Annotated in this window: 23 protein-coding genes; 18 read left to right on the forward strand and 5 right to left on the reverse strand. The window is 60.2% G+C overall.

Going from position 1 to position 20,611, the window contains the following annotated elements; all coding sequences use genetic code 11:
• The first annotated feature begins 62 nt into the window (after positions 1 to 62).
• On the forward strand, positions 63 to 854 hold the full coding sequence (locus tag AC1RME_RS15600; RefSeq protein ID WP_096822947.1) for a hypothetical protein: 792 nt from the start codon (positions 63 to 65) through the stop codon (positions 852 to 854).
• Between the two features lie 42 nt (positions 855 to 896).
• On the opposite strand, the gene prmB is transcribed toward AC1RME_RS15600, so the two are convergent.
• Positions 897 to 1,805: a 50S ribosomal protein L3 N(5)-glutamine methyltransferase gene (prmB, locus tag AC1RME_RS15605; protein WP_096822946.1), complete on the reverse strand. Its 909-nt coding sequence runs from the start codon at positions 1,803 to 1,805 to the stop codon at positions 897 to 899.
• 239 nt (positions 1,806 to 2,044) lie between these two features.
• Between prmB and AC1RME_RS15610 the strand changes: the two genes are divergently transcribed.
• The 5 genes from AC1RME_RS15610 to AC1RME_RS15630 all read left to right on the forward strand — a co-directional run bounded on the left by AC1RME_RS15610 (position 2,045) and on the right by AC1RME_RS15630 (position 4,816).
• Entirely contained in the window at positions 2,045 to 2,635 is a 591-nt protein-coding gene (locus AC1RME_RS15610; protein ID WP_493091543.1) for a cysteine hydrolase family protein, read from the forward strand.
• A gap of 131 nt (positions 2,636 to 2,766) precedes the next feature.
• Positions 2,767 to 3,087: a hypothetical protein gene (locus AC1RME_RS15615; RefSeq protein ID WP_273539020.1), complete on the forward strand. Its 321-nt coding sequence runs from the start codon at positions 2,767 to 2,769 to the stop codon at positions 3,085 to 3,087.
• Between the two features lie 74 nt (positions 3,088 to 3,161).
• Complete coding sequence (locus AC1RME_RS15620; protein ID WP_085732349.1) at positions 3,162 to 3,719, forward strand: Smr/MutS family protein; 558 nt, start codon at positions 3,162 to 3,164, stop codon at positions 3,717 to 3,719.
• A gap of 77 nt (positions 3,720 to 3,796) precedes the next feature.
• Positions 3,797 to 4,342, forward strand: coding sequence for a GTP cyclohydrolase I FolE (gene folE, locus AC1RME_RS15625; protein ID WP_003204506.1), 546 nt, complete (start codon positions 3,797 to 3,799; stop codon positions 4,340 to 4,342).
• 102 nt (positions 4,343 to 4,444) lie between these two features.
• A complete protein-coding gene (locus tag AC1RME_RS15630; protein WP_096822943.1) occupies positions 4,445 to 4,816 on the forward strand; it encodes a glutathione S-transferase N-terminal domain-containing protein in 372 nt (123 codons plus the stop codon).
• 30 nt (positions 4,817 to 4,846) lie between these two features.
• On the opposite strand, the gene AC1RME_RS15635 is transcribed toward AC1RME_RS15630, so the two are convergent.
• Positions 4,847 to 6,013, reverse strand: coding sequence for an aminotransferase-like domain-containing protein (locus AC1RME_RS15635; protein ID WP_493091544.1), 1,167 nt, complete (start codon positions 6,011 to 6,013; stop codon positions 4,847 to 4,849).
• Between the two features lie 82 nt (positions 6,014 to 6,095).
• On the opposite strand from AC1RME_RS15635, the gene AC1RME_RS15640 reads away from it, so the two are divergent.
• From AC1RME_RS15640 to AC1RME_RS15655, 4 genes are all read left to right on the forward strand, one after another.
• Entirely contained in the window at positions 6,096 to 6,539 is a 444-nt protein-coding gene (locus tag AC1RME_RS15640; RefSeq protein ID WP_493091545.1) for a MarR family winged helix-turn-helix transcriptional regulator, read from the forward strand.
• 198 nt (positions 6,540 to 6,737) lie between these two features.
• A complete protein-coding gene (locus AC1RME_RS15645) occupies positions 6,738 to 8,087 on the forward strand; it encodes an NCS2 family permease (protein ID WP_085710637.1) in 1,350 nt (449 codons plus the stop codon).
• Between the two features lie 87 nt (positions 8,088 to 8,174).
• Positions 8,175 to 8,804, forward strand: a complete 630-nt coding sequence (locus tag AC1RME_RS15650; RefSeq protein ID WP_096822940.1) for a LysE family translocator — start codon at positions 8,175 to 8,177, stop codon at positions 8,802 to 8,804.
• A gap of 257 nt (positions 8,805 to 9,061) precedes the next feature.
• Positions 9,062 to 9,607, forward strand: a complete 546-nt coding sequence (locus AC1RME_RS15655) for a hypothetical protein (protein WP_493091546.1) — start codon at positions 9,062 to 9,064, stop codon at positions 9,605 to 9,607.
• Here AC1RME_RS15655 and uraH read toward each other — a convergent pair.
• Positions 9,592 to 9,945 (reverse strand): hydroxyisourate hydrolase, encoded by a 354-nt coding sequence (gene uraH, locus AC1RME_RS15660; protein ID WP_011333195.1) that lies wholly within the window; start codon positions 9,943 to 9,945, stop codon positions 9,592 to 9,594. The two genes, AC1RME_RS15655 and uraH, sit on opposite strands and share 16 nt — an antisense overlap.
• 420 nt (positions 9,946 to 10,365) lie before the next feature.
• On the opposite strand from uraH, the gene puuE reads away from it, so the two are divergent.
• The 8 genes from puuE (at position 10,366) to AC1RME_RS15700 (ending at position 18,431) form a co-directional block, all read left to right on the forward strand.
• The gene (gene puuE / locus AC1RME_RS15665; protein ID WP_007960032.1) at positions 10,366 to 11,292 is read left to right on the forward strand and encodes an allantoinase PuuE; all 927 of its coding nucleotides are present in this window, start codon (positions 10,366 to 10,368) and stop codon (positions 11,290 to 11,292) included.
• Positions 11,289 to 11,804 (forward strand): 2-oxo-4-hydroxy-4-carboxy-5-ureidoimidazoline decarboxylase, encoded by a 516-nt coding sequence (gene uraD, locus AC1RME_RS15670; protein WP_493091547.1) that lies wholly within the window; start codon positions 11,289 to 11,291, stop codon positions 11,802 to 11,804. The genes puuE and uraD overlap by 4 nt, the downstream gene beginning before the upstream one ends.
• A gap of 87 nt (positions 11,805 to 11,891) precedes the next feature.
• The gene (gene alc / locus AC1RME_RS15675) at positions 11,892 to 12,887 is read left to right on the forward strand and encodes an allantoicase (RefSeq protein ID WP_007960036.1); all 996 of its coding nucleotides are present in this window, start codon (positions 11,892 to 11,894) and stop codon (positions 12,885 to 12,887) included.
• A 119-nt stretch (positions 12,888 to 13,006) separates the two neighbouring features.
• Positions 13,007 to 13,510: an ureidoglycolate lyase gene (locus AC1RME_RS15680; RefSeq protein ID WP_007960046.1), complete on the forward strand. Its 504-nt coding sequence runs from the start codon at positions 13,007 to 13,009 to the stop codon at positions 13,508 to 13,510.
• Between the two features lie 51 nt (positions 13,511 to 13,561).
• Positions 13,562 to 14,875, forward strand: a complete 1,314-nt coding sequence (locus AC1RME_RS15685) for a urate hydroxylase PuuD (RefSeq protein WP_134825964.1) — start codon at positions 13,562 to 13,564, stop codon at positions 14,873 to 14,875.
• Positions 14,876 to 15,043: 168 nt separating this feature from the next.
• Positions 15,044 to 16,402: a nucleobase:cation symporter-2 family protein gene (locus tag AC1RME_RS15690; RefSeq protein ID WP_085608811.1), complete on the forward strand. Its 1,359-nt coding sequence runs from the start codon at positions 15,044 to 15,046 to the stop codon at positions 16,400 to 16,402.
• An 85-nt stretch (positions 16,403 to 16,487) separates the two neighbouring features.
• Positions 16,488 to 17,273 (forward strand): outer membrane protein OmpK, encoded by a 786-nt coding sequence (locus tag AC1RME_RS15695; RefSeq protein ID WP_096822935.1) that lies wholly within the window; start codon positions 16,488 to 16,490, stop codon positions 17,271 to 17,273.
• Between the two features lie 372 nt (positions 17,274 to 17,645).
• Positions 17,646 to 18,431: an outer membrane protein OmpK gene (locus AC1RME_RS15700; protein WP_096822934.1), complete on the forward strand. Its 786-nt coding sequence runs from the start codon at positions 17,646 to 17,648 to the stop codon at positions 18,429 to 18,431.
• A 38-nt stretch (positions 18,432 to 18,469) separates the two neighbouring features.
• Here AC1RME_RS15700 and AC1RME_RS15705 read toward each other — a convergent pair whose 3' ends face one another.
• Both AC1RME_RS15705 and AC1RME_RS15710 read right to left on the reverse strand, forming a co-directional pair.
• Positions 18,470 to 19,642 (reverse strand): patatin-like phospholipase family protein, encoded by a 1,173-nt coding sequence (locus tag AC1RME_RS15705; RefSeq protein WP_096822933.1) that lies wholly within the window; start codon positions 19,640 to 19,642, stop codon positions 18,470 to 18,472.
• A gap of 35 nt (positions 19,643 to 19,677) precedes the next feature.
• A complete protein-coding gene (locus tag AC1RME_RS15710; protein ID WP_096822932.1) occupies positions 19,678 to 20,610 on the reverse strand; it encodes a lipid A biosynthesis lauroyl acyltransferase in 933 nt (310 codons plus the stop codon).
• Between the last annotated feature and the right edge of the window lies 1 nt (position 20,611).

The raw sequence follows: 20,611 nt of genomic DNA on the forward strand, positions 1-20,611 counted from the left end.
GATAAGCCTTTGTCGCCAGCGTACTGGCTGGCGGCAAGCAGCTTGGACAGGATCTCGCCGTTATGACTGATACCCAGACTTCACCCGACACCACCGCTGAAAAAGACGCACCGCCAGCGGTCGAGCTGCCATGGGCGGATGTCCACGTCGAGCACCACAAGATGCTCCGCCTGGCGCCGTTGCAGACCGATCGCAACACCGGCGGGCGGCCGTTGCGCTTTGTCGAATTCGGTTACGCCGAGCGCAACAGCAAAGAACACAGCCTGATGCGCATGTCGATCAAACTGCCCGCGCAGCGTGTGCGCAAAGAACAGAACCAGCTCGACGTGTGGGTCGACCACAAGACCAAACGCGTGCACTTCGGTCCGGACAGCGGTTTGCAGATCGAACCGCTGAACCGTGGCATCGGCCGCTTCATGGCCGCCCAGGGCATCAACTGGGCGAAAAAGCGCTGGCCTACCTACACCGTCGACGGCATGGACTTGAACAACAAGGACGCGCTGAACGAAGACACGCGCCTGCGCCGCGATCACTTTCTGCGCGTGCATGGCTTTGATGTGGTTTACGCCGACGCCCAGCATTTGAAGGGCAGCGTCAAGGAAGTGCAGGTCGGCGACTTGCTGGGCGACTGGAACAGCGAAAAGCTGCAGATCGTCGAGATTCTCGAGGCCGCGCAAATGTTGCAGCAGGCCGAGCAGAATCTGGCCGAGCAGGAAGTGAAGCTGAAAAAGCAGGAAGACAAGGTCAGCAAGTTCAAGCGTGAAGACGCGGGTTTGCGCTTCACCATTACGTGTCTGGTGGCGTTTGCGGTGTTCCAGGCCGGCTTGCTGATCTGGATTGCCACACACCGCTAAGCCAATGATCGTTCCCACCGAGGTGGGAACGATCGGTTCAGGTCAGACGCGGGAAGCGAACAGGGCCTGATGATCGCGGCACTGTTCGGCGGTCAGCATGAACACGCCATGCCCGCCGCGCTGGAATTCCAGCCAGGCGAAATCGACTTCCGGGTACAACGCTTCGACGTGTACCTGGCTGTTGCCCACCTCGACAATCAGCAAACCTTTCTCGGTCAGGTGATCCGCCGCTTCGGCGAGCATCCGGCGCACCAGGTTCAAACCGTCATCGCCACAGGCCAGACCCAGTTCCGGCTCGTGCTGGTATTCGTCCGGCATGTCGGCGAAATCTTCCGCGTCGACGTAGGGCGGGTTCGACACGATCAGGTCGAAACGTTGACCCGGCAAACCCTCAAAACCATCGCCCTGCACAGTGAACACTCGCTCATCGACGCCATGACGCTCGATGTTCTGGTTCGCCACTTCCAGCGCTTCGAACGACAGGTCCGCCAGCACCACTTCGGCGTTCTGGAATTCGTAGGCGCAAGCGATGCCGATGCAGCCGGAGCCGGTGCACAGGTCGAGAATCCGCGCCGGTTCGTCGCCGATCCACGGTGCAAAACGGTTTTCGATCAACTCGCCAATCGGCGAACGCGGGATCAGCACGCGCTCATCGACGATGAACGACATGCCGCAGAACCACGCCTCGCCCAGCAGGTAAGCGGTCGGAATGCGTTCTTCGATGCGGCGCTTGAGCAGGCGTTGCAGGTTGACCAGTTCGTCGTCTTCCAGCGCGCAGTCCAGATAGCTGTCGGCGATTTCCCATGGCAGGTGCAAAGCGCCGAGCACAAGTTGCCGGGCTTCGTCCCAGGCATTGTCGGTGCCATGGCCGAAAAACAGATCCTCCCCATGGAAGCGGCTGACGGCCCAACGGATGTGGTCGCGCAGGGTACGAAGTCGGGAAGTGATCACGGGGCAGAACTCCAGAAAAAACGACTGGCGATTCTACCAGCCAAAACGCGCCACGACGACGCAGGAAAAATCCCGGGGCGACGGTAGGAGTGTTCCGAATTCTTTATCAGCTATTGAACAGAACGTGTAACTTGACGAGGCTGCAGGCCAGTAACGACGGTGCCTACGATGGTAGCGATTCACAGAACCGCTCAGCCAGAGGACAATGTCGCAAAAGCCCCACCCCAAGGAGCCCCAGAATGTCCGTTCCAAAAACGATGTTTCAACTCAGCGGTCGCGGTTACGCAGCGGCCACGTTGAGCCATGCCACCGTGGTCATCATCGATGCCCAGAAAGAGTACCTCAGCGGCCCGCTGGCCCTGAGCGGCATGGACGCAGCTGTCGCGAACATCAAACAACTGGTTGCCGCCGCCCGCGCAGCCGGCCGTCCGATCGTGCACGTACGCCACCTCGGCACCGTCGGCGGTCTGTTCGACCCGCAAGGCGAACGCGGCGAATTCATCCCCGGCCTGGAACCCCTGGGCGATGAAACCATTATCGGCAAACTGCTGCCGAGCGCTTTCCACGGCACCGAACTCTACGATCGTCTGCAAACCATCGGTTCGCTGGACCTGATCGTCTGCGGTTTCATGAGCCACTCCAGCGTCAGCACCACCGTGCGCGCGGCGAAGAACCTGGGTTTCCGTTGCACCCTGGTCGAAGACGCCTGCGCCACCCGTGACCTGCCGTTCAAGGGTCGCGTGCTCAGTGCCGAACAGGTTCAGGAGGCGGAAATGGCGATCATGGCCGACAACTTCGCCACCCTCGCGCTGACCAAGGATCTGATCTGATCGAGCGTAAATGAGCGGCTCAGCCCGCCGCTCATCTGCAAAGACCTCGCATTTGCTTCAATTACCCTAGCCTCAGGAACAACCCGGTCAACTCCCGGTCGAAGGGCCGATACCCATTGAGGAAGGTCGGAATGAAGTTATCCGATGGATTTGACGCACGCCGCTTGCGGCCCAAAGGCCAAAGCAACTGGCGTTTTCGTTTCGGCGCAGCGATCGCCGCCATTCTGGCGACGTTCGGCGTGCTGCTGGCTCTGGCCGGGGCCGCCAGCCTGCTGGGGCACCCACCGGCACTCGGCGACTTGAACGCAACCCCGGTGGGCTCGGCGATCATTCTCGCCGTCGGCCTGTTGTTCCTGTATTTCGGCGTGGCCCTGTGGCGTCGTTGCCGGCGTCGCGCACGGCAATCGCGGGAACTGAACATGTCCCCGCACCTGATGAAAAAACACGACTGAATCGACGGCCTGGCTTTTTGCCGGGCCGTTTTGTGTCTGTTTGGGTAAACTGGCCGCCCTTCGCGGAGGCTGATATGCAAGACGACGATTTTTCCCTGTTCAAAAGTGCGATCCAAGGCGTCAAGCCGATCAAGCACGACCGCGCCGACACCGGCAAACCCAAGGCTGACCGTGCACAGATCGCCAAGCTGCGCCAGTCCGCGACCATCCGTACCGAAACCACCACTGTTGACGGTCTGTCCGATCAGTTCGTGATCGACGTCGGGCCGGAAGATGAGCTGATGTGGGCCCGCGACGGGGTGCAGGAAAGCCAGATGCGCAAGCTCAAGGTCGGGCAGATCCCGTTCGAAGGCAGCCTCGACCTGCACGGCATGAGCGTCGAAAAGGCCCGGGAAACCCTTTGGGCGTTTCTCGCCGAAGCGACCAAATTCGAAATTCGCTGCGTGCGCGTCACCCACGGCAAGGCTGTGCGGCTGGACGGCAAGCGGCCGATGATCAAGAGCCACGTCAACACCTGGCTGCGTCAGCATGCGCAAGTGCTCGGTTTCTGCTCGTGCCAGGCGAAACACGGCGGCGCCGGCGCGGTTTACGTGATGCTCAAACGCACCATGATGGAAGGCCGCGACGAATAATCCCGTCACACCGAACTTGCAGGGTCGTGTCCGCCACCGTACCCTTGCCCTTTGCGAAAATCCCCACAGGTAGTTTCATGTCCCTGGAACAGAATTACACCGCGATTCTCGGCCAACTGGGCGAGGACGTGTCCCGCGAGGGCCTGCTCGACACGCCAAAGCGTGCCGCCAAAGCCATGCAGTACCTCTGCCGCGGTTATGAACAGACGCTCGAAGAGGTCACCAATGGTGCCCTGTTCAGCTCCGACAACAGCGAAATGGTGCTGGTCAAGGACATCGAGCTCTACTCGTTGTGCGAACACCACCTGCTGCCGTTCATCGGCAAGGCCCACGTCGCGTATATCCCGAGCGGCAAAGTGCTGGGCCTGTCGAAGGTCGCGCGGATCGTCGATATGTACGCCCGCCGCCTGCAGATCCAGGAAAACCTCAGCCGCCAGATCGCCGATGCGGTCCAGCAGGTCACCGGCGCGCTGGGCGTGGCCGTGGTGATCGAGGCCAAGCACATGTGCATGATGATGCGCGGTGTGGAGAAACAGAATTCGTCGATGATCACTTCGGTGATGCTCGGTGAGTTCCGTGAAAACGCGGCGACCCGCAGCGAGTTTCTCAGCCTGATCAAGTAATGCGTGACAGAAAAAAACCGGCGTTGATCGCCGGTTTTTTTTCGTCCGTGAAAAATCGGGTAAGCTGCGCGCCTTCTTCAATGTCCCTGTGAGGCTTGTAACGTGTTCGTCAAAGCGCTTCGTGTCGGCCTCGGCCAACTGATCATCTTCGTTGATTTCCTGACCCGCCCGGGCAAGAAACAGCGCCCCGCCGCTGCCCAGGCTCAGGTGGATACCGCCGCGAAAGACCTGACCCTGTATCAGTTCCACGCCTGCCCGTTCTGCGTGAAGACCCGCCGCAGCCTGCGTCGCCTGAATGTGCCGGTGGCCCTGAAGGATGCGAAAAACAACGAGCAGGATCGCCAGACCCTGCTGGAACAGGGTGGCAAGATCAAGGTGCCGTGCCTGCGCATCGAAGAGAATGGCCAGACCACCTGGATGTATGAGTCCAACACGATCATCGAATACCTGAACAAGCGGTTCGCCGCCGTCTGAATAAAAAAACCGGCCTGATGGCCGGTTTTTTTATGCCGCCTGTGCGGCCTGCGCCTGGCGCACCACCGCTGCCAGACGTTTGAGGCCTTCGTCCAGCCGGGCGGGGTCGATGTGACTGAAGTTCAGGCGCAGATGACCGTGGTTGCGATCCGGGTCGGGGAAAAACGGCTCGCCCGGCATGAACGCCACATCGTTGGCCAGCGCGGTGTTCAGCAAGGTACGTGTGTCCAGTGGTTGCTTCAGCGTCAGCCAGAAAAACAGCCCGCCCTGGGGTGTATTCCAGTCAGCCAGATCGGCGAAGTGAGTTTCCAGCGCTGATTGAAAAGCATCGCGACGCTGACGGTAGAAGCCGCGCAATTCACTCAAGTGCTGTTGATATTTCTCGCTGCCGATCCACTGCAACGCCTGCCACTGACCGATGCGGTTGGTGTGCAGATCCGCCGATTGTTTGAGTTTGAGCAGGTGCGGAAACAGATCGGGGCTGGCGATCAGGTAGCCGACGCGCAGACCCGGCAACAGGGTTTTCGACACAGTGCCGGTGTAGATCCAGCTGGATTTCTTCAGGCGTCCGGCAATTGGCCTGGCGCTGCCACCGTCGAAAGTCAGTTCGCGGTAAGGCTCGTCTTCGATCAGGGTCACGTCGAATTCGTCGAGCAGTGCTGCGACTGCTTCGCGCTTGGCTTCGCTGTAGCGTACGGCGGACGGGTTCTGGAAGGTCGGAATCAAATAGATGAACGCTGGGCGATGCTGCTCCAGGCGCTGGCGCAGTTGTGCCAGATTTGGTCCATCGGCCTCCAGCGGCACGGTCAGGCAATCGGCGCCGAACAGCTGGAAGATCTGCAAGGCCGCCAGATAGGTCGGCGCTTCGAGCAGGATTTCGGTGCCCTTGTCGATGTACAGCTTGGCCGCCAGATCGAGGGTTTGCTGGGAACCGCTGACCACCAGCACCTGACTCGCCTCACACGGCAACCCCAGCGCCCTCGCCTCTGCCGCCAGCGCTTCACGCAACGCGGGCTCGCCTTCGCTCATGCCGTACTGGCCGAGAGACAGCGGCATGTCGGCCCATTCGACCTTCGGCAGCATCGCTTCAGCAGGCAAACCGCCCGCGAAGGACATGACTTCCGGGCGCTGAGCTGCGGCCAGGATTTCACGGATCAGAGAACTTTTGAGACGCGAGACACGTTCGGAAAAAGCCATGGAAGTCACCGCTAGCGAGGCATGAGAAAAATGAGTCAAACTTGTTGACTGAAATTACGACAACCTCAGCGGAAACGTCAATATGATTGACCTTAAAAACTGCGCCAGCCAACAGCAAGCCATGGAAGCGTTCTTCTTCGGTTACCAGGCGTTCACCGCCAAGGCTGACGAAATGCTTGAGCGTCGCGGCCTGTCCCGCGTGCATCAGCGCATCGTGTTTTTCATCGCCCGCTACCCGAACCTGAGCGTCAAGGAGTTGCTCGCGCTACTCGGTGTGAGCAAACAGGCGTTGAACATGCCGTTGCGGCAATTGCAGGAAATGCACCTGGTGGACAGCGTGGCGTCCGAAGAAGACAAACGGAAACGGCTTCTGACGTTGACCGTCGAAGGCGCGAGATTTGAACAGGCATTGCGCCGCGAGCAGGTGAAATTGCTGGAGCGGGTGTTTGCCGAAGCGGGCGAAACGGCGGTCAACGGCTGGCTGGCGGTGAATCTGGCGTTGGGAAAAAACCGCGCGGCCGAGTGATATAGCCCGATCCTCAAAACTTTCGTCGACAAAACCAAAAACATTATTTGCTTTATTTGTATACAAAAGCATAATCCACAGCGTGCGAGTTCCTGACCGCATGGTCAACAAATTCGCGTATGCCTCAAAGGGCCGCTGCCACCCCCTCATAGGGTCCGGCCCTGGAAATAACAATAAAACTCTTGAGGAGTACTCGCTGTGGAAAGCCGCAAATCCGAAGCATCGACGCTGGAACTCTCGCCGCCGTTACGCAATGGCCTGCTTGAGCGCCTCTTTAAACTCAGCTTGCATGGCACCACGGTGAAGACCGAGCTGATCGCCGGTCTGACAACCTTCATCACCATGGCCTACATCATTTTCGTCAACCCGAACATCATGGCCGATGCCGGGATCGATCACGGTGCGGCTTTCGTCGCCACCTGCATCGCCGCCGCGCTGGGCTGCCTGCTGATGGGTCTGTACGCCAACTGGCCGGTGGGCCTGGCGCCGGGCATGGGCCTCAACGCATTCTTCACCTACACCGTGGTCGGCACCATGGGCTACAACTGGGAAACCGCGCTGGGTGCGGTGTTCGTCTCGGGTGTGCTGTTCATGATCCTGACCTTTTCGCGGATTCGCGAATGGCTGCTCAACAGCATTCCGGTCAGCCTGCGCTTTGCGATGGGTGCCGGTGTGGGTCTGTTTCTCGGGCTGATCGGCCTGAAGACCGCCGGCATTGTCGTCGACAGCCCGGCCACGCTGATCAAGCTTGGCTCGCTGCGTGAACCCGGCCCGCTGCTCGCCGCCATCTGCTTCCTGATGATCGCGATCCTCAGCTACCACAAAGTGTTCGGCGCGATCCTCATCAGCATCATCACCGTGACCCTGGCTGGCTGGGGCATCGGTCTGGTGCACTACGAGGGCATCATGTCCGCCCCGCCAAGCCTGGCGCCGACGTTCATGGCCATGAACGTCGCCGGCGTGTTCAACGTCAGCATGATCAGCGTCGTGCTCGCCTTCCTTTTCGTGCACATGTTCGACACCGCCGGCACCCTGATGGGGGTTGCCCAGCGCGCCAATCTGGTAGGCGCTGACGGCCGCATCGAAAACCTCTCCCGCGCCATGAAAGCCGACTCCGCCTCCAGCGTATTCGGTGCAGTCGTCGGCGTTCCGCCGGTCACCAGCTATGTGGAAAGTGCCGCCGGTGTAGCGGCTGGTGGTCGGACTGGTCTTACCGCAGTCACCGTCGGTGTGCTATTTATAGCCGCGATGTTCTTTGCACCGCTGGCCGGCATGATTCCCGCCTACGCCACCGCTGGCGCGCTGATTTATGTAGCGATGCTGATGATGGGTGGCATGGCGCACATCGAATGGGACGAAGCGACCGACAGTATTCCGGCCATCGTCACCGCGATCATGATGCCGTTGACCTTCTCGGTCGCCGACGGTATCGCGCTGGGCTTCATTACCTATGTCGCGCTGAAGGCCGGCACCGGTAAATACAAAGAGATCTCCGTCAGCCTGTGGGTGCTCTGCGCGATCTTCATCGCCAAGTTCATCTTCTTGTAAGCGTCACGCGGTTCGAGCGTCAAAACAGCCTCACCCTTGCGGGTGGGGCTTTTGCACATTCTTGATAACGATAAAAAGGAGAAAGTGATGAGTCTGGAAACCTGGCTGCTGTTCAGCGGCGCTGCGCTGGTGGTGATCCTGATTCCGGGGCCGCTGTCATTGCTGATGATCAGCAACAGTCTGAATTACGGTTTGCGCCGTTCATACCCGGCATTTCTCGGTGGCGTATTCGCCTCGATCTGCCTGCTCAGTGCCTCGGCGCTGGGGCTGGGTGCCCTGCTGCTGGCGTCCGAAAAACTGTTCAGCGCCCTGAAAATCATCGGCGCGATCTACCTGTTCTACCTCGCCTGGCAGAGCTGGCAGCAATCACGTCAGCCATCGACCGGCGCCGAGGTTCCGCAAGCGGCACCGGTTCCGAAATTCCGCGCATTGTTCAGCCGGGCCTTCGTGCTGGGCGCGAGCAATCCGAAAGACATCTTGTTCTTTGCCGCGTTTCTGCCGCAATTCCTCAGTGCGCAACAACCGTTCCTCCCACAACTGCTGGTGATGATCGCCACCTGGACGGTGCTCGATCTGCTGTGCAAGTTGACCTACGGCCTCGGTGCCCATGGTGCGGCGCGCTACCTGCGCAGCGGCAAGGGTCAGAGCTGGTTCAACCGGATCAGCGCCGGTCTGTTTGGCGGCGCAGGTGCGGCATCGTTGCTGAGCGGTCACTGAAATATCGCGTCCTGACTGCCCAGATTTGCAACTGACTGCCGCCCTCGAATCGCCATGCGAGGGCGGCAAACGCTTCGCTACCCCCCCGCCTCTTCTGATGAACGATTGCCCGATCGGGTCCATCTGTCTTCGCTATACATATGTACCACCCGTCAAAACCCCGGCTTGACGATCATTTCTGTGCATCGTGCGCCTCATCTGGCGCACGGAGGCGGTGCCCTCCAGATAATCGATTGCCTGACAGAGCCAAACAATCAATGAGCCCCAAACGCCCCACCCGACCGAAAACAGATACGCCGGATACCACGCCTGTCGTACGGGACACCACGCCGGACACTCCAACACCACCGCGCCTGATGCCCGACACCTTGATCGATCCGACCTTGACCCACCCGGTCTGGCAGTTGCCTGCGCCACCTGTGACCCGCCGGGAGATGATCGAAATCTACGACCTCCCCGCCGAGACGCACATCCGGGACAGCACCGTACAAAGACCGATCGGCAGTTATTTTCTCGCACCTGGGCTGGTCAACCGACTGCCGCCTCCCGACCTGCTGAACGGCATTCGTTCAGCGGGCCGCCATGCCTATGTCGATCTTGTCGAGGGCGGAACGGTGCTGATCGGACCGGATGCACAGACACGGTGTTTATCGTGCGCGACGGACATGCACGGCTGTGATTGCAACCGACTAAACGAGGGACGAAAAAAAGCCCGCAGTGTGAGCGGGCGAAAGACCAAAGAAGCTATATGCGCAGTCGCTTCCCGGTGGGGGCAGCTGCTTGGGGGTCAGCTGCCCCGGTAGGTGGAATAGCTGTAAGGCGAGATCAGCAACGGTACGTGGTAATGATCCTGTTCGGCGGAAATGCCGAACCGCAGCACCACCACGTCCAGAAATGCCGGCTCCGGCAACTGGACGCCACGGGCGCGGTAGTAATCGCCGGCGTGGAACTGAACCTGATAGACACCGGTACGGTAGTCATCGCCTTGCAGCAGCGGCGCATCGACCCGGCCATCGCTGTTGGTAAGCGCACTGGCGACCAATTCCAGGTGCGAACCTTCAACGCGGTACAGCTCGACCTTGATCGAGCTGCCCGGGCAACCGTGTGCAGCGTCCAAAACGTGTGTTGTCAAACGTCCCATTGATTCTGCGCGCCTGCCTGCGTGGAGCAGTCAGACTTCGCGCCTCCCGAAGTCAGTTGAAAAGGAGACCGCACCGTTTCGGAGCACGAAAAGCTGCGGCGAGCGATTGATTAAGACACTTTTCAAAAAAATTGTACACAATAAAAACGACATTTTTCCTCTTACCCCCGCCATCCTCCGATTTCCCGGTGATATGCCCTTGCACCATGCATTCATTGAACCCCCAGTCCATTAGCTGACTGGTCAGGCAGGTTTCTTGCAGGCTCACGCCATTAGCAGTAAAAGATGACAGCCGGTGAAAAATGCGAAAATTCAGGCTTACAAATTGAGAATAAAGTTGTATACAATCAGCCCATCGCTGTGACGCCAGCCTGTGCAGGCCGTTACACAACCTGTCAACGAATAAGAAGGAAGACTGCAGTGAGCGCTGACTACCCACGCGACCTGATCGGTTACGGCAGTAACCCTCCTCACCCACACTGGCCGGGCAATGCCCGGATCGCCCTGTCGTTCGTACTCAATTACGAAGAAGGCGGCGAGCGCAACATTCTGCACGGCGACAAAGAATCGGAAGCCTTCCTCTCGGAAATGGTCGCGGCCCAGCCTCTGCAAGGCGCGCGCAACATGAGCATGGAATCGCTTTACGAGTATGGCAGCCGTGCCGGCGTCTGGCGGATCCTGAAACTGTTCAAGGAATTCGACATTCCGCTGACCATCTTCGCCGTGGCCATGGCCGCCCAGCGCCACCCGGACGTGATCCGCGCGATGGTCGAGGCCGGCCACGAGATCTGCAGCCACGGCTACCGCTGGATCGACTACCAGTACATGGACGAGGCACAGGAACGCGAGCACATGCTCGAAGCGATCCGCATCCTCACCGAACTCACCGGCGAGCGCCCGCTGGGCTGGTACACCGGTCGCACCGGCCCGAACACCCGTCGTCTGGTGATGGAAGAAGGCGGTTTCCTCTACGACTGCGACACCTACGACGACGACCTGCCCTACTGGGAACCGAACAACCCGACCGGCAAGCCGCACCTGGTGATCCCGTACACCCTGGACACCAACGACATGCGCTTCACCCAGGTCCAGGGTTTCAACAAGGGCGACGATTTCTTCGAATACCTCAAAGACGCGTTCGATGTGCTGTACGCCGAAGGCGCCGAAGCACCGAAGATGCTGTCGATCGGCCTGCACTGCCGCCTGGTGGGCCGTCCGGCGCGTCTGGCTTCGCTCAAGCGCTTTATCGAATACGCCAAAAGTCATGAACAGGTGTGGTTCAGCCGCCGCGTCGACATCGCGCGTCACTGGCACGAAACCCACCCGTACCAAGGGGCTGCCAAATGAGCACCTTTCAAAGCCTGAAACCGTCGACTCTGAGCCGCGACGCCTTCGTCAAAGCCTTCGCCGACATCTACGAACATTCGCCATGGGTGGCCGAAAAGGCCTTCGACCTGGGCCAGGACGCGCCGATCGACCAGATCGAAACCCTGCACCAGCGCATGAGCGACATCCTGTTGAGCGCCGATCACGCCAGTCAGCTGGCACTGATCAACGCTCACCCGGACCTGGCCGGCAAAGCTGCCGTCCAGGGCGAGTTGACCGAAGCCAGCACCAATGAACAGGCTGGCGCCGGTATTCACCAATGCACGGCCGAAGAGTTTTCTCGCTTCACCGAGCTGAACGACGCCTACAAGGCCAAGTTCAAGTTTCCCTTCATCATGGCGGTAAAAGGCAGCAACCGGCATCAGATCCTCGCGGCGTTCGAAACGCGCATTCACAACCCGGTCGACACCGAGTTCAAATGCGCGCTGGCGGAGATCAACAAGATTGCCCTGTTCCGTTTACTGACTCTTTAGCGAGCATGGCCCGAGCGTGTCAGACGCGGAGAACGCCCAGGGCCTCGCAAGCATCCCAAGCCACTTATTTAAAGGCAGACAAGAAGAATGAAAGCTTACGCCGTACCTTTCGAGAAGTTCGTCAACCTGGCCGATGCCCGCCTGGGCACCAAAATCATCTCGGTCACCGATGACTGGTTCGCAGACGCCAATCGTCTGTTTCAGCCGACCCCGGCCGTGTGGAAGGAGGGCGTGTTCGATGACAACGGCAAGTGGATGGACGGCTGGGAATCCCGCCGCAAGCGCTTCGAAGGCTACGACAGCGCGGTGATCCGCCTGGGCGTTCCGGGTTCGATCAAAGGCGTGGACATCGACACTTCATTCTTCACCGGCAACTTCCCGCCATCGGCCTCTCTGGAAGCGTGCTTCCTGGCCTCGGGCGAGCCGGACGAAAACACCCAGTGGACTGAAGTGCTGTCGGCCGTCGAGCTGCAGGGCAACAGCCACCACTACCACGAAATCAGCAACGACAAGGCGTTCAGCCACCTGCGCTTCAACATCTACCCGGACGGCGGTGTTGCCCGTCTGCGCGTGTACGGCATTCCGTTCCGCGACTGGTCGGCGGTTGGCGACAACGAGCAAGTGGACCTGGCAGCAGCCCTCAACGGTGGCCGCGCCCTCGCCTGCTCCGACGAACACTTCGGCCGCATGAGCAACATCCTCAACCCGGGCCGTGGCATCAACATGGGCGACGGCTGGGAAACCGCACGTCGTCGCACGCCAGGCAATGACTGGGTAATCGTCGCGCTGGGCCACCCGGGCGAGATCGAGAAAATCATCGTCGACACCCTGCACTTCAAGGGCAACTACCCGGACACCTGCTCGATCCAGGGCGCGTTCGTCAAGGGCGGCACCGACAGCCAGATCGAAACCCAGTCGCTGTTCTGGCGCGAACTGCTGCCGAGCCAGAAGCTGGAAATGCACGCCGAACACACTTTCGTCGAGCAGATCAAGGCACTGGGCCCGATCACCCACATCCGTCTGAACGTGTTCCCGGATGGTGGTGTGAGCCGCCTGCGCGTACTGGGCAAAGTCGCTAAATAAGCGCTGAACCCGATCGCCAGCAGACTGGCTCCCACAGGGAATGTATTCCACATGTGGGAGCTGGCCTGCCAGCGATAGCAACAGAACCAACAACACAGAATTCGGATAAGAAGAACAGCATGCGCACACTGACGATTGAACCGCTGACCAAAGAAGCCTTCGCCCCTTTCGGTGACGTGATCGAAACCGACGGCAGCGATCACTTCATGATCAACAACGGTTCGACCATGCGCTTCCACAAACTGGCGACGGTCGAAACCGCGACGCCTGAGGACAACGCGATCATCAGCATCTTCCGCGCCGACGCGCAGGACATGCCGCTGACCGTCAGCATGCTGGAACGCCATCCGCTGGGCAGCCAGGCTTTCATTCCGCTGCTCGGCAACCCCTTTCTGATCGTGGTCGCGCCACTTGGCGATGAACCTGTATCAGGCTTGGTCCGCGCCTTCGTCACCAACGGCAGGCAGGGCATCAATTACCATCGCGGCGTCTGGCACCACCCGGTGCTGACGATCGAAAAGCGGGATGACTTCCTGGTGGTTGATCGCAGTGGCACAGGCAATAACTGCGATGAGCATTTTTTCAAAGAGGATGAGCGTTTGATCCTCGCCCCCCACCAATAAGAGAAGGTCCGATCACTCGACAACAAGAGTGACGGGCGAGAGGTAAAGACTGTGGAAGCACATCTGTTGGAATGGCTGAACCTGAGCGTGCGCTGGGTTCACATGATCACTGGCGTGGCCTGGATCGGCGCGTCGTTCTACTTCGTCTGGCTGGAGAACAACCTCAACCGCGTCAACCCGAAAACCGGTCTTGCCGGTGATCTGTGGGCGATCCACGGCGGCGGTATCTATCACCTGGAAAAATACAAACTGGCCCCTCCGTCGATGCCGGAGAACCTGCACTGGTTCAAATGGGAAGCCTACTTCACCTGGATGTCGGGGATCGCGCTGCTGTGCGTGGTGTTCTACTCCAACCCCGTGCTCTACCTCGTGGCACCCGGCAGCGGCCTGACCGGCCCTGAAGGCGTGGCCATCGGCATCGGTTCGCTGATCGCCGGCTGGTTCATCTACGACTTCCTCTGCGATTCGCCACTCGGCAAGAAACCCGCCCTGCTCGGCTTCATCCTGTTCGTGCTGATCATCGGCGCGGCGTATGGCTTCAGCAAGGTGTTCAGCGGTCGTGGTGCGTACCTGCACGTCGGCGCGATCATCGGCACCATCATGGTCGGCAACGTGTTCCGCATCATCATGCCGGCGCAACGCGCACTGGTGGCTGCGATCGCCGAGAACCGCACGCCGGATCCGGCCCTGCCGGCCAAAGGCCTGCTGCGTTCGCGTCACAACAACTACTTCACCCTGCCGGTGCTGTTCATCATGATCAGCAACCACTTCCCGAGCACTTACGGCAGCCAGTACAACTGGTTGATCCTGGCCGGGATCGCAGTGTTGGCGGTGTTGGTACGTCACTACTTCAATACCCGTCACGACAGCCACAAGTTTGCCTGGACTCTGCCAGTGGCAGCGGTAGGCATGATCACCCTGGCTTACGTCACCGGCCCTGCGCCGATGCCGACCGCGCCGGAAGTGGCCAAGGCACCTGCGAAAATCGAGTACCAGCCGCTGCCGGAAACGGCCCTGGGTGGTGGCGCGAAACCGGCTGAAGCGGCACAACCGGCCGCACCTGCTGCGCCGGCCGCCGCTCCGGCTCAGGCGTCCAACGCCGGCCCTGCGTTCGACAAGGTGCACAACGTGATCCAGGAACGCTGCGCGGTCTGCCATTCGGCCAAACCGACCAGCCCGCTGTTCAGCGCGGCACCGGCCGGTGTGATGTTCGACACCCCCGAGCAGATCCGCCAGAACGCGGCGCGGATCCAGGCGCAAGCCATCACCACGCAGATCATGCCACTGGGCAACATCACGCAGATGACCCAGCAGGAACGTGACCTGATCGGTGCATGGATCGCGCAGGGAGCCCAGACCAACTAAGCAATAAAAGCATCGCGGGCAAGCCCGCTCACACAGGGATTCACACAATCCTGTGGGAGCTGGCTTGCCTGCGATTAGCCGCAACGCGGTTTACCTGATGCAAAAGGACAGCTGTGAGCAACCCGGCAGCTGTTCAATCACAAGAATAAAAAAGATCCGAGGTGTTGCATGTCCGAGCTGTCCAAAGCGCGCATCCCCGACGCACCCGCCATTCAGCGTTTGCCCCTTTTGCAACTGATCCTGGTCGGTTTGCAACATGTTCTGCTGATGTACGGCGGCGCCATCGCGGTACCGCTGATCATCGGACAGGCCGCTGGCCTGAGTCGTGAAGAAATCGCCTTCCTGATCAACGCTGACCTGCTGGTCGCCGGTATCGCCACCATCGTGCAATCCTTAGGGATCGGCCCGATGGGCATTCGCATGCCGGTGATGATGGGGGCCAGTTTCGCCGCTGTCGGCAGCATGGTCGCCATGGCCGGCATGCCCGGCATCGGTCTGCAGGGGATCTTCGGCGCTACCATCGCCGCCGGGTTCTTCGGCATGATCATCGCGCCGTTCATGTCCAAGGTCGTGCGCTTCTTCCCTCCTCTCGTGACCGGCACGGTCATCACCTCGATCGGTTTATCGTTGTTCCCCGTGGCCGTGAACTGGGCCGGTGGCGGCGCTGGCGCCGCACAATTCGGTTCACCGATTTATCTGGCCATTGCCGCCTTGGTGCTGGCCACCATTCTGTTGATCCACCGCTTCATGCGCGGTTTCTGGGTCAACATTTCCGTGCTGATCGGCATGTGCCTGGGCTACGTGCTCTGCGGCGCCATCGGCATGGTCGATCTGAGCGGCATGGCCAATGCGCCGTGGGTTCAGTTCGTCACCCCGCTGCATTTCGGCATGCCGAAGTTCGAACTGGCACCGATCCTGTCGATGTGTCTGGTAGTGGTGATCATCTTCGTCGAGTCCACCGGGATGTTCCTGGCGCTGGGCAAGATCACCGGCCAGGAAGTCTGCCCACGCATGCTGCGTCGCGGCTTGCTGTGTGATGCCGGCGCATCGTTCGTTGCCGGTTTCTTCAACACCTTCACCCACTCCTCCTTCGCGCAGAACATCGGCCTGGTGCAGATGACCGGCGTGCGCTGCCGCTCGGTGACCATCGTCGCTGGCGGCTTGCTGATCGTCCTCAGCCTTCTGCCGAAAGCCGCGTTCCTGGTGGCGTCGATTCCACCGGCGGTACTCGGTGGCGCAGCGATTGCGATGTTCGGCATGGTGGCAGCTACCGGTATCAAGATCCTGCAAGAGGCCGACATCGGCGACCGGCGCAATCAGTTGCTGGTAGCGGTAAGCATCGGCATGGGCCTGATCCCGGTGGTGCGCCCGGAATTCTTCGCCCACTTGCCATTGTGGATGAGCCCGATTACCCACAGCGGGATCGCCATGGCCACCCTCAGCGCGCTGACGCTGAACCTGTTGTTCAACATCCTGGGCGGCGCCGAACGCGCGGCCATCAACGACTGTCACGCACACCCGCACTGATCCGAAGAGTAAAAGAGGGGCTCGCCAACGCCAGCCCCCTCGCGACAGCTTTGCCTCAAACAATAAAAACAAGAGGGAGCAACAGATGATCCGGACTCAAACCAACGTGTTGTTGAGCGGCGGCCTGCTGGCCGCATCACAGGCCATGGCCGGCGATTTATTGCTGTGGCAGACCAACAGCCTGAGCTATCTGTACGGCAAGAACTTCGCGATCAACCCGTCGATCCAGCAGACGGTGACGTTCGAGCACGCCGACAAGTGGAAGTACGGCGACAACTTCCTGTTCGTCGACAAGATCTTCTACAACGGCCAGGAAGACCGCAACAAAGGCCCGCACACCTTCTACGGCGAATTCACCCCGCGCTTCTCGTTCGGCAAGATCTTCGACCGCAAGCTCGAGTTCGGGCCGATCAAGGACGTGCTGCTGGCGATGACCTACGAGTATGGCGAAGGCGAGAGCGAGGCCTATCTGATCGGCCCGGGTTTCGACCTGAAAGTACCGGGCTTCAACTACGTCACCCTGAACATCTTCCGCCGCCAGACCGAAGGCCCGCGCCCCGGTGATGGCGTCTGGCAGATCACCCCGGGCTGGTCCTACAGCATTCCAGTGGGCAATTCCGATGTGCTGATCGATGGCTACCTCGACTGGGTCGTCGACAACGACGAAAACTCGCGCGGCACCTATCACGCCAACCTGCACATCAATCCGCAGATCAAATACGACCTGGGCAAAGCCCTCGGCTGGAGCCAGAAGCAGTTGTATGTCGGCACCGAGTACAGCTACTGGAAGAACAAATACGGGGTCGAAAGCAGCCACAACCTCGACACCAATCAGAACACCGCCAGCCTGCTGGTGAAGGTGCACTTCTAAGATGACCCGCAACCGTGCCCCCTACCTGTCGTCGGTGCTCTGTTGCGGGGCACTTGAGACCTGGCCGTTGAGTCAGTATTCTCCGCGGCCTTCTGAATTCGGTCTAAAAAAAAGCCCGGATTTAATTCCTGACCAACGGGCCAACTTATCCCGGCCCCGGTCAGTACCGAGGCGTCCCGAAAACACGCTCAGTCGACTGTTTTTCAGCAGCCGACGGGCGTTTTTTTGCTTTTCGAAAAGCCTTGGCTCAGCTCTTGCTAACAGCATGAAAGCTGACCGGATGGATGATTTTTGCAGCAACGAAAAAAGGCGCCACACCAGAGCGCCGACTCAAAAAAATAAACGTGGAACACCTACTTTGGGAGCAACCGAATGAAACGTATGAGCACCAGCCTGATGCTTGCGGGAACCATGCTGGCCGGGGGTCAGGCCATGGCCGACGGTCTGCTGCAATGGCAGAACAACAGCCTGACCTACCTTTACGGCAAGGATTTCAAGGTCAACCCGGCCATCCAGCAGACGGTCACCTTCGAGCACGCCGATGCATGGAAGTATGGGGACAACTTCCTGTTCATCGACAAGATCTTCTACAACGGCAAGCCAGACGGCGGCGTCGGCAACAACACCTATTACGGTGAATTCAGCCCACGCCTGTCGCTCGGCAAGATCCTCGACCAGAAGATCGAATTCGGCCCGATCAAAGACGTGCTGCTGGCGATGACTTACGAGTTCGGTGAGGGTGACGTCGAGTCCTACCTGATCGGCCCGGGCTTCGACCTGGCGATTCCGGGCTTCGATTACTTCCAGCTGAACTTCTACCAGCGTCACACCGAAGGCTCGCGTCCGGGTGACAACGTCTGGCAGATCACCCCAGTCTGGTCCTACACCATTCCGGTCGGCAATTCGAACGTGCTGATCGACGGCTACATGGACTGGGTGGTCGACAACGATGTCAACAGCAAAGGCGAATACCACGCCAACCTGCACTTCAACCCACAGGTCAAATACGACCTGGGCAAGGCGCTGAATTTCGGCGAGAAGCAGTTGTACGTCGGTGTTGAATACGACTACTGGAAAGACAAGTACGGGATCGATGACACCCGTGCCTTCACCACCAATCAGAACGTGACCAGCTTCCTGGTGAAGTTCCACTTCTGATAGTGCTGCGGATGGCGCCCGCCAGGGCGCCATCTGTTTCAGGCCGGGATCACCGCCTCGCCAATCCCGAGAAACCGGCACAGTTCATCGCGCTTGGCCAGTGCATCGCGCCGCCCCAGGTCGATCAGTTCACTGCAATACCCCGCCTCGAACAACAAGTAACTCAACACCCCTGCCCCGCTCGTTTTGGTCGCCCCCGGACCACGTAAAAACAGCCGCAACGCCGCCGGCAGTTCCTGACGATGCCGCGCCGCGATTTCATCGATCGGCTGACTCGGCGAGATCACCAGCACTTCCACTGGCGCCACACCCAAGGCACGCGTTGGCGTTCCGTCGGGCATCAGATGGCTGAACTGGTTCAGACGCTGAAGCAGCTCGATATCGCTTTCCAGGCTGTCAATGAACGTACTGTTGAGCATGTGCCCGCCGATCTGCGCCAGTGTCGGCTGTTGACCGGTATAAGTGCGCTCCAGCGGTTGTGCCGGGTCGAACCCGCGCGGGTTGCCGCTGACGCCCACCACCAGCACCCGGCTCGCCCCCAGGTGCAAGGCCGGACTGATCGGTGCCGACTGCCGCACCGCGCCATCGCCGAAAAATTCCTCGCCGATTTTCACCGGCGCGAACAACAGCGGAATTGCTGAACTCGCGAGCAGGTGCTCCACGGTCAATTGCGTCGGTACGCCAATGCGTCGATGGCGCAGCCAGGCATCGATGCTACCGCCGCCCTGATAGAAGGTCACCGCTTGCCCCGACTCGTAGCCGAATGCAGTCACCGCCACCGCATGCAACTGCTTGCGGGCGATGGATTCGGCGATGCCGGGCATGTGCAGTTTTTCATTGAGCAGATGGCGCAACGGCGAGCTGTTGAGCAGCGCCACCGGCAATTGCCGGCCCATGCCCAACAGGCTGTGGCTGACGAAACGGCTGGCCTGGCGGATCACCCCTGGCCAGTCGCTGCGCAACACGCGATGGCTGCGAAAGCCTTGCCAGAACAGGGTCAGGCGTTCGATGGCGGCGCGAAAGTCCGTGGCGCCGCTGGCGAGGCTGACCGCGTTGATCGCCCCGGCCGAGGTGCCGACGATCACCGGAAACGGATTGTCCGCGCCCAGCGGCAGCAGTTCGGCAATCGCCGCCAGCACCCCCACCTGATACGCCGCCCGAGCCCCGCCGCCGGAAAGAATCAAACCTGTGACCGGTTCAGCTGGGCTCATCGCAACGCTCCGTGGTGCTTATGGGATTGGGTGGATCAACGACGTTTGGCGTACAGCTTCGGCTCGCCCGGCGGACGGCTCTTGAAGCGACGATGCGCCCACAGGTATTGCTCGGGGCAATCGCGCAACACGCCTTCTACCCACTGGTTGATGCGGATGCAGTCGGCTTCTTCGGTCTCGCCCGGGAAACCTTCCAGCGGCGGATGGATCACCAGACGATAGCCGCTGCCGTCGGCCAGACGCTCCTGAGTGAACGGCACCACCAGTGCCTTGCCCAGTCGGGCGAACTTGCTGGTGGCGGTGACCGTCGCGGCCTGAATGCCGAACAACGGCACGAAGATGCTTTGCTTGGCGCCGTAATCCTGATCCGGTGCGTACCAGATCGCGCGCCCGGAACGCAGCAGCTTGAGCATCCCGCGCACGTCGTCACGCTCCACTGCCAGCGAATCAAGATTGTGCCGCTCGCGGCCCTGACGCTGGATAAAGTCGAACAACGGGTTCTTGTGCTCGCGGTACATGCCGTCGATGGTGTGCTGCTGGCCGAGCAGCGCTGCGCCGATTTCCAGGGTGGTGAAATGCACCGCCATCAGAATCACGCCCTTGCCTTCGCGCTGGGCCTGTTGCAGGTGCTCCAGGCCTTCGACGTGGGCCAGTTTCGCCAGTCGCTGACGCGACCACCACCAGCTCATCGCCATTTCAAAGAAGGCGATGCCGGTGGAGGCAAAGTTTTCCTTGAGCAGGCGTTTGCGCTCGGCAGCAGATTTTTCCGGGAAACACAGTTCCAGATTGCGCTTGGCGATGCGCCGCCGGTCGCCGGCGAAGCGATACATCAAGGCACCGAGAAAGCGACCGATGGCCAGCAATGCCGGATACGGCAGTTGCACGATCAGCCACAACAGCCCCAGGCCGCACCAGAGCGGCCAGAAGCGTGGAGCAAGAAATGCTTTTCGAAAACGCGGGCGATCCATT

It is taken from the genome of Pseudomonas sp. GW822-FHT03F08 (genome assembly GCF_058801265.1).

What these genes read in the sequence shown, in the direction of transcription:
- AC1RME_RS15655 (WP_493091546.1), top strand. Translation starts at nt 9,062, where the DNA reads ATGAGCCCCAAACGCCCCACCCGACCGAAAACAGATACGCCGGATACC.
- AC1RME_RS15615 (WP_273539020.1), top strand. Translation starts at nt 2,767, where the DNA reads ATGAAGTTATCCGATGGATTTGACGCACGCCGCTTGCGGCCCAAAGGC.
- AC1RME_RS15705 (WP_096822933.1), bottom strand. Translation starts at nt 19,642, where the DNA reads ATGAGCCCAGCTGAACCGGTCACAGGTTTGATTCTTTCCGGCGGCGGG.
- AC1RME_RS15710 (WP_096822932.1), bottom strand. Translation starts at nt 20,610, where the DNA reads ATGGATCGCCCGCGTTTTCGAAAAGCATTTCTTGCTCCACGCTTCTGG.
- alc (WP_007960036.1), top strand. Translation starts at nt 11,892, where the DNA reads ATGAAAGCTTACGCCGTACCTTTCGAGAAGTTCGTCAACCTGGCCGAT.
- AC1RME_RS15610 (WP_493091543.1), top strand. Translation starts at nt 2,045, where the DNA reads ATGTCCGTTCCAAAAACGATGTTTCAACTCAGCGGTCGCGGTTACGCA.
- AC1RME_RS15600 (WP_096822947.1), top strand. Translation starts at nt 63, where the DNA reads ATGACTGATACCCAGACTTCACCCGACACCACCGCTGAAAAAGACGCA.
- AC1RME_RS15700 (WP_096822934.1), top strand. Translation starts at nt 17,646, where the DNA reads ATGAAACGTATGAGCACCAGCCTGATGCTTGCGGGAACCATGCTGGCC.
- folE (WP_003204506.1), top strand. Translation starts at nt 3,797, where the DNA reads ATGTCCCTGGAACAGAATTACACCGCGATTCTCGGCCAACTGGGCGAG.
- AC1RME_RS15690 (WP_085608811.1), top strand. Translation starts at nt 15,044, where the DNA reads ATGTCCGAGCTGTCCAAAGCGCGCATCCCCGACGCACCCGCCATTCAG.
- uraH (WP_011333195.1), bottom strand. Translation starts at nt 9,945, where the DNA reads ATGGGACGTTTGACAACACACGTTTTGGACGCTGCACACGGTTGCCCG.
- AC1RME_RS15680 (WP_007960046.1), top strand. Translation starts at nt 13,007, where the DNA reads ATGCGCACACTGACGATTGAACCGCTGACCAAAGAAGCCTTCGCCCCT.
- AC1RME_RS15640 (WP_493091545.1), top strand. Translation starts at nt 6,096, where the DNA reads ATGATTGACCTTAAAAACTGCGCCAGCCAACAGCAAGCCATGGAAGCG.
- AC1RME_RS15635 (WP_493091544.1), bottom strand. Translation starts at nt 6,013, where the DNA reads ATGGCTTTTTCCGAACGTGTCTCGCGTCTCAAAAGTTCTCTGATCCGT.
- uraD (WP_493091547.1), top strand. Translation starts at nt 11,289, where the DNA reads ATGAGCACCTTTCAAAGCCTGAAACCGTCGACTCTGAGCCGCGACGCC.
- AC1RME_RS15695 (WP_096822935.1), top strand. Translation starts at nt 16,488, where the DNA reads ATGATCCGGACTCAAACCAACGTGTTGTTGAGCGGCGGCCTGCTGGCC.
- AC1RME_RS15650 (WP_096822940.1), top strand. Translation starts at nt 8,175, where the DNA reads ATGAGTCTGGAAACCTGGCTGCTGTTCAGCGGCGCTGCGCTGGTGGTG.
- AC1RME_RS15620 (WP_085732349.1), top strand. Translation starts at nt 3,162, where the DNA reads ATGCAAGACGACGATTTTTCCCTGTTCAAAAGTGCGATCCAAGGCGTC.